Source organism: Streptomyces sp. NPDC057617 (assembly GCF_042800555.1).
Taxonomy (GTDB): domain Bacteria; phylum Actinomycetota; class Actinomycetes; order Streptomycetales; family Streptomycetaceae; genus Streptomyces.
This window is the reverse complement of record NZ_JBHVGV010000013.1, coordinates 196,888-203,598: the sequence shown is the minus strand read 5'-3', so window position 1 is coordinate 203,598 and position 6,711 is coordinate 196,888. Positions and strand designations below refer to the sequence as shown.

The window sequence follows — 6,711 nt, the reverse complement described above, 5'->3', positions numbered from 1 at the left end:
ACACACGGCCGAGAAACACTGAGAAAAACAGAAGGTGAAAAACGAAAGAACGGACAAAAAAACTAACGTGCTTACCCAAAGAAGAAAAGAAGGGACGCCCCCGGGGGACGCCCCCGCCTTCTGTATGCCGCTATGTGGCCGGGCCTTTTGCGGTTGCTCAATGATGACAGTTCGGCAGGTCGTCCAGGTCGTTGGGGTCAATCCTCACGTACTGCGCTGTGAGATATCCCGTTTTATATCCCTGACCTGGGGCGATCTTGTACCAGAACTGGTTTCCGCCCGCGTAATTCGGGATCGTGTAGGTCGTCCCCGATTCCCAGCATGCCAGCCGGATGATTTTGTTGCGGGGGACCGTACCCAGGATGGCAGAGTCCTTGTCGGGCCGCTGGCGAATGTCGAGGGGGCTCTTGTTGGTCACCACCTTGCCGTACTGCGGTCCGACTGCCGCCAGCGCGTGCGAATCCGCATCGCTGCTCGCCGCGGGGGTGGTGGACGCGGCGGGTGCCGTGGACGCGGTGGCCGTTGTGGCAGCCAGGACGCCGCACCCGGCGAGCGCCAGGGCGGCGAGCGCTGCGGCGGCTCGGTTCTTGACGAGCGGTCTGCTCATTTCGTCTCCTTGTTGAGTGTGGGCCCAGTGGCCCCCTTTCCCTTTATGGCACATCCGAATTACCGGTCGCTAGGTGTAATGCGTGCGCTCACTCCTACGAGGAGAGGAAACCTTCTGGCTCGTCTGTTGGTCGTCTAGTCCTCAGAATTCCATACCGAAAAGCCTATGAGCTGCTGGCGCCCGGATTTTTGAATTGAGGAAAAGCGCAGAAAAGCCGAGTTTCACGGGGCGCGGGGCGGAGTTCCTCAGTCGAGGAACTGGTGTGCGTGTGTGATGCCGTGTGTGGAGCCGCCGGCGGCTGACAGGAGGAGGTCACGCAGATCGCTGCCCACGACGGCGGCGAGGCGCTGTTCCACCGCGTGCCAGGAGGCGGGGTCGATGGCCATCAGGGAGGCGACGGCGGCGGGGCCGCGGCCCTCTCCGATGGCCCGGAGCGCGTCCCGGATTTCGCCGGCGGCCATCAGCGAGATCCGGGACGGGGCGGTTGCGTACGGCGTGGACATGAGTGGAGTCCTCTCATCGGATCGTCGGATCGTTCGGTGTGTCCGTCCGGTACGGCTTCGGGCCGCACGTACCCCCGTGAGCGCCGTACCGGGGACACCGGCTGGGCCCGAGGCGGAGATGGTTGCCGAGCTGGCTGAGGCCGACCGTCACCGCGGGCGGGCTTTCGAGCAGATCATGTTGCTCGGCGGGGACGAGGTGGTGGAGGCCGCACATGAGTTGAACGCGGCTGCGCTTGCGGTCGACTGGCAGGCTGACTGGGAAGACCGCGGGCACCCTGGAGGAGTGGCGCGAGCGTAATCGTGTTGTCTTCCGGGAGATCAACCAGTTCCACGAGGCCGCCCGGGTGGACCTCGGAGTGCAGGGGAAGGTCACTGGCGACAGCCATCCCGAGCGGGACCTTCTGCTGCCCGCCGCTCGGCAGGATGGCGACCGGGCTGGTGGCTGACGGCCTGGTCTGGGGGTGCTCATCCCCCTGGTGTCCCCCACGGGTGGTCAGGCTTGCCCACGGGGTCGTGTTCGTGCTGGTCAGTGGCGTGTCGGAGCTGACCGCTGGATCCTCTTGAAATCCGTGATTGCCCTTACTGCCGATCCCTGAACCCAGACCCCTGACTCTTCGCAGCTAGCAAAGCTGCATGTGGGAGGGGCTACCGAATGCTTCATCAGCCCCTCCCACGCATGTGACCATCTCACTCGGTCCCACGCGATCCCGCCGTCGATCAGGGTGTGGGGCCAGCCTCTGGCCAAGTGGGCAGCCGGACATCGGACGCCGCTGAGCGAGAGCACCTACTCATGCGACCGACTGAGTTACAACTTCCTCTACCGGTTTGGCCTATGGACACCTGGCACAGTGCCCGGCTGTGACACCGGGCTGGTCGAGAGAGGCTGCCCGAGTTTCGCAGCCTCAGGTGATCGGCTGAACATCCACCTCTGTCAGTCCCCGGCCGTACTCTTCGGTCATGCGCAGAGGAGCGATCACACGGCAGTCCGTACTCAAGGCAATCGCGGAGTACGACGAGTTGGGGCGCGAGGCCTTCCTGTCGAAGTACGGCTACAGCAAGGCCCGTACATACGTCCTCGTGCACGAGGGCAGGGAGTATGACACCAAGGCGATCGCCGGAGTGGCGCACAAGTGGGACCAGGAACGCGCTCTCAAGCCTGCCGAGTTCAGCGGTGGAAAGGCGCACGCGGTGACCTGGTTGGAGCGCCTTGGATTCCAAGTCCAAGGCGGAGTCCCCGATTTCAGCGAGCTCGAATTCACTCATTTCCTCGTGCAGCTACTCAATAAAACCGGCCACCGGAACGTATCGCAAGACGTTCTATTGGGTCCAGGGGCTCGCGCGGACATCGTCGCCGAGTCACAGGGCGCCGTGCTCATCATTGAGGTCAAACGCGTTTCGCCGCAGACGAACCTTCGCATTGAAGATGCCGTAAAACAGGTGAAGCATTATGGCAGTCTTGCCCGGGCGGCACAGTACGGCGACCATAGGCAGCGCCTCGTTGTGGCAGCTCCTGGAATCTTGGCGAACAAGAGCGCGGAGCTACTCGCGAAACGCGGGGTCGAAATATGGGATGGGACATGGATCGCTGCGAGGTCGGTAGCGGCGGGCCTGCAAGACGAGGCATCCAAGTTCCTCACCCCAGAGTACTTCGACGCTGCTCCACAGAGCGAAGCCCTCGACTTGACTGACAAACTCATGCAGATGCCGGCCGGGCGAGGATCTTGGTCGGCCTATCAGCGACTTTGTCGAGACATCGCAGAATATCTCTTCTGTCCTCCTTTGAAATCCCCCGTATGGGAGAGCTTGGACGATGCCGAGATGAACCGGCGAGACTTCATCCTTCCTAATTACGCCGAGGATGGGTTCTGGAAATTCATCAGAGACAAATACTCCGCAGACTATGTAGTCGCAGATGCTAAGAATTACACTCGCGGGATCGAGAAGCAGGAGATAATCAAGGTCGCTAATTATCTATCCAGGCACGGAACCGGACTATTTGCCCTAATTGTGACGCGTGTGGATCCGCAAGAGTCAGCGGTCCACGCAATTAAGAACCAGTGGATGCAACACGACAGGATGATCGTGACTCTTACTGATGCTGACATTGTCCAGATGCTAACCGACAAGTCTTTCGGAAACGACCCTAGTGAGGTGATCCGTCAGAAGATCGAAGATTTCCGCCTGGGGGTTTGACGCCGTTGCATGACGTAGGCGATTCGATGTCCCCAGCATCGCTATGACGGGCACACGCACCAGGGGGCAGATGCTGTCTGGCAGAAACGCGTACGAGCCACCGGATCAAATTCACGAGCTACACGGTGCGCGTACACCAGCGCATCTGACTGGCTGTCGCACCAGTCGACGGCAACGCCGGAGTGGACACGGATCGAACTCCTAAAGCGATGGTCGCCGGCCGGGGGGCGAATCAGACGGTCGCGGCCGTGCCAGATTATGCGGAGAACCACGAGGAACAGCGGGGTGCAGGCCGTCGGCCAGACAGGCTCCGTAGTCGCTCCGCCACAGGCCAACCCATGAACGGCTCTTGGAAGACCCAAGCTTCCAAGCTAAGGGCGTCCGTTGCTCTGTCCACGAGCCCCAGGAGTCAGAGAAGGTTCCGCCAGAAGGGGACTGTCGCCCTCGGGTTCCAGTTCTCGTCAACGTCGCCGCGTGCCTCGTCGAACTCTCGGTGCATATAGTCGACCAGGTCCAGCCCGTAGTAGATAACGTCGGTCTGCCACATCGAGAGCACCGGATGCCCATAGCTTCCACGGCCCGCCGGGAGGTACCGATGGGCGTACACGGGCACCAGGGCTGGCGCTTCTGCGAGATGACGCCGTGCCGTAGCCAGTGCCGCCGCCCCGTCGGCTGGACGTTCACCCCAGCCCTCGTACCAGAAGCCGTTGTGCTCACAGCTCAGGAGAACGCCCTCCACGGGCCAGCCGAGTCGATCACGCAACTTGTCCAGATCCCCGCTGCGCCAGTCGGGCCAGGGCTTGGACCAGGTCTGCCCCTCCTCAGGAGGAACGTTCACCGGAAGGCCGGCCGCGAGGAACGCGCGGTGGTCGTCTGCGAACTCAAAGCCATACTCGCACTCGATGCGCGCGAACTCGGCGTCCGACAGCCCCGGCTCCAACTCGTAGAGTCCGGTCTGTGCCAAGCGATGCGCGGCTTCCGCGCCCAGACGTGCCCCCTCATTGCTGATCACCGCCGCACGGTAACGCCAACCAGAACCCGCCGCCACCGAGTTAGACAAGCGCTCCGTCCGTCTCAGCCTCCGTCTCATTCAGCTACTTCACGCTCGTTCAGACGAGACCGGACCTTGTGTCCCACCCATGAGCCGACCGCCCATGAACCCAGGTGAATGCCCTTGCACACGCCCAACCACCCCACCACCACAGTTGGAAAGCGTGCGGGTCGGCCGTCGAGCGGATCGCGGACGACCTCCGTCAGTCCATCCGTGCAGGTGAGCTGAAGCCCGGCGACCGCCTGCCCTCCGAGACGCAGCTCGCGGAGGAGCACCGGCGAAGCGTCCCGACGATCTGCCGACCGCTCGCCGGGATGGGGGTGGGACGGCCAGCTAGACCGTCCCTCGACCGCCCATCCTCCCCGGCGTCCACCACAGGGTTCTGATTGACCCACAAAGTGGCATTCACACTAGTCGGTGCGGTGCCGCCGCTGGGTTCTCCCGATAACCGTCAAGCGATGTCACAGTGGGTGCAAATCCCACGCCCACCGCAGCAGGTGAGCGCACGCGCTGGCCAGAAGAGGTGCCTCTCCGCGAGAAAACCCCTTCTGCGTTCCACTCTGTCTCACTCGGGTAGGTGGTCTCACTCGGGTAGGGCGTGTACCGGCAACCCCTCACGGTGCTGGCCACTGCTCCGGGTCTGCCAGGGCGTCTTCGCTGATGCCGTATCGGTTGAGTTGGAGCCGCAGTAACCCCACGAGCACCGGAACGGAACGAGCGCTGCAGCGGGCTCGTAGCTTGAGACCCCATTTTCACCGCCACTTCAATCGTGCGACGATGTGAGCGAGATGACCCAGACTTATGGTTCGGTTTCCCTTACGTGAGACCGCGCTACAATAAAACGTATATCAGGGCTCCCGCGGTATTTTGTATACGGCCCGATCTCGGGTTAGTTAACGGGTTATTACGCTCCGCGCCTGCCTGGAACGAGTGCCGCAAGGGCGACACTGTTATGCGCCCGGGAAGATTCTCTTTTCCATTCCGCCGCAGCCTCCCTCCGAGCCTCTTTGGGGAAACTGCTATACCACCTATGGAATAGCGTTCGGCATTCGGCCTTCATATTTTGACTTACCAGGAGGTCCGACAGGGAAACCACATCCTCTGCGCTCCGCCGTCCCAGCGCATGTAGCATCCGAACGGTAATTACCGTGTCACCCTCCTCTTTTAATTGACGGATTCGCTCGAAGGCAAGTCCCGTATTGGCCGTCTCGCTCCATAGGACGAATGCGGATCGTAGTACTCCGTAACATGGCCCACCCCCCTGCCAACGCTCGTAGAGGTATCCCAGCTCGGTAGAAGACTTCGAGGAGGCCAAGCTCATGCCAAGCGATCTTCTTGGATCGTAGAACAACGGCAATGATTTTTGGGCCAGTAAGTCTTCAATAATATCCGCACTGAATTCAGCCGACTTGAATCGGATGGCATCTCGGATGAGCGATTCCGCGTCCAGGCGCCTTCTCATTCCTATCATGAGGGACCAAAGGTGGATGATATCTGGTGCAGAAAAGTGTGCCGCCGCCAATGAAAGTGTGCGAGCTGCGTCATAGAATCGCTGCTCGCCATAACTCTGAGATATTTCCTGTGCAACCTCCGTTGGGGTGAAATTGAATGACTGTTCACCAAGCTCCTCGAGGTGTGCAGAAAGTTCGCGCTCCACCTCCAGAAGTCTCTCTTCGAGACGAGCGCACTTCTCCTCCGCGCCATGCTTAAGCTGCGTAAGTTCGGCCAACTGCGCTCTGAGTTCCGCAATCTCCCCCCTGAGGCGTTCCTGTTCACTATTGAGATTTTCATTTTTTGCGGACAGGTCAGTCGTCATGACCTCGTTATGCCGTCGCTCAGCAATCCAATCGTTCCGTAGCTGCTGCATCTCGCGACGTGCTTCATCTGCCTCCATCTCTCTCTCATCGAGCAATAGTTCTAGTGCCACTTGCTGTCGCTTCAGCTGCTTGATGGCCCGATGCGATCTATCCAATTCGTCTCGGATGAACTCCAGTTGGAAGGTTGCTGGGTCCGTCTTCTGTAGAGCGGCCAGCCTCATTGATCGCAGTTGTAATCGCGTTTCGCCGGTTACTGGGGTCTGGCGGTGGCGTTCCAGCTCGGCCAGAAGGCGATCGACGAAGTCTTGCGTTGCGACACGTCTCCCGTTCAGGAAACGAGAGATGGTGCTCTTGTCCATCGAGATGCGCGCCGCATACTGCTGCTGAGGGATTCCTAGCGCGTTGAACAGCGTCGTCAACTCTGTTGCAAACGCTGCAACCTCCGGGATACAGCTGACTTCGATTTCAGTGAGACGAACCTTTGACCTGCTGACTTCCGACACTAGTGCTCCCTTCCCTAAACGACTCCGGGTGCGGCCG

At 60.7% G+C, this 6,711-nt stretch carries 6 protein-coding genes and 1 pseudogene; 3 read left to right on the top strand and 4 right to left on the bottom strand.

Annotated features, from left to right (window positions below):
• Positions 1-157: 157 nt before the first annotated feature.
• Together ACFU9P_RS28670 and ACFU9P_RS28665 are read right to left on the bottom strand one after the other, a co-directional pair.
• A complete protein-coding gene (locus tag ACFU9P_RS28670) occupies positions 158-607 on the bottom strand; it encodes a hypothetical protein (protein ID WP_376385410.1) in 450 nt (149 codons plus the stop codon).
• A gap of 245 nt (positions 608-852) precedes the next feature.
• Complete coding sequence (locus tag ACFU9P_RS28665; protein WP_384086217.1) at positions 853-1,110, bottom strand: hypothetical protein; 258 nt, start codon at positions 1,108-1,110, stop codon at positions 853-855.
• 233 nt (positions 1,111-1,343) lie between these two features.
• Here ACFU9P_RS28665 and ACFU9P_RS28660 point away from each other — a divergent pair, with 233 nt between their 5' ends.
• A complete protein-coding gene (locus ACFU9P_RS28660; protein ID WP_384086214.1) occupies positions 1,344-1,556 on the top strand; it encodes a hypothetical protein in 213 nt (70 codons plus the stop codon).
• A 511-nt stretch (positions 1,557-2,067) separates the two neighbouring features.
• Complete coding sequence (locus tag ACFU9P_RS28655; RefSeq protein WP_384086212.1) at positions 2,068-3,303, top strand: hypothetical protein; 1,236 nt, start codon at positions 2,068-2,070, stop codon at positions 3,301-3,303.
• Positions 3,304-3,712: 409 nt separating this feature from the next.
• Here the strand turns inward: ACFU9P_RS28655 and ACFU9P_RS28650 are convergent, their stop codons facing one another.
• On the bottom strand, positions 3,713-4,315 hold the full coding sequence (locus tag ACFU9P_RS28650; protein ID WP_384086208.1) for a hypothetical protein: 603 nt from the start codon (positions 4,313-4,315) through the stop codon (positions 3,713-3,715).
• A gap of 224 nt (positions 4,316-4,539) precedes the next feature.
• Between ACFU9P_RS28650 and ACFU9P_RS28645 the strand changes: the two are divergent.
• Positions 4,540-4,650: pseudogene (locus ACFU9P_RS28645) on the top strand (GntR family transcriptional regulator); the annotation flags it as partial.
• 608 nt (positions 4,651-5,258) lie between these two features.
• Here ACFU9P_RS28645 and ACFU9P_RS28640 read toward each other — a convergent pair.
• Entirely contained in the window at positions 5,259-6,674 is a 1,416-nt protein-coding gene (locus ACFU9P_RS28640) for a helix-turn-helix domain-containing protein (protein WP_384086205.1), read from the bottom strand.
• Positions 6,675-6,711: the final 37 nt, after the last annotated feature.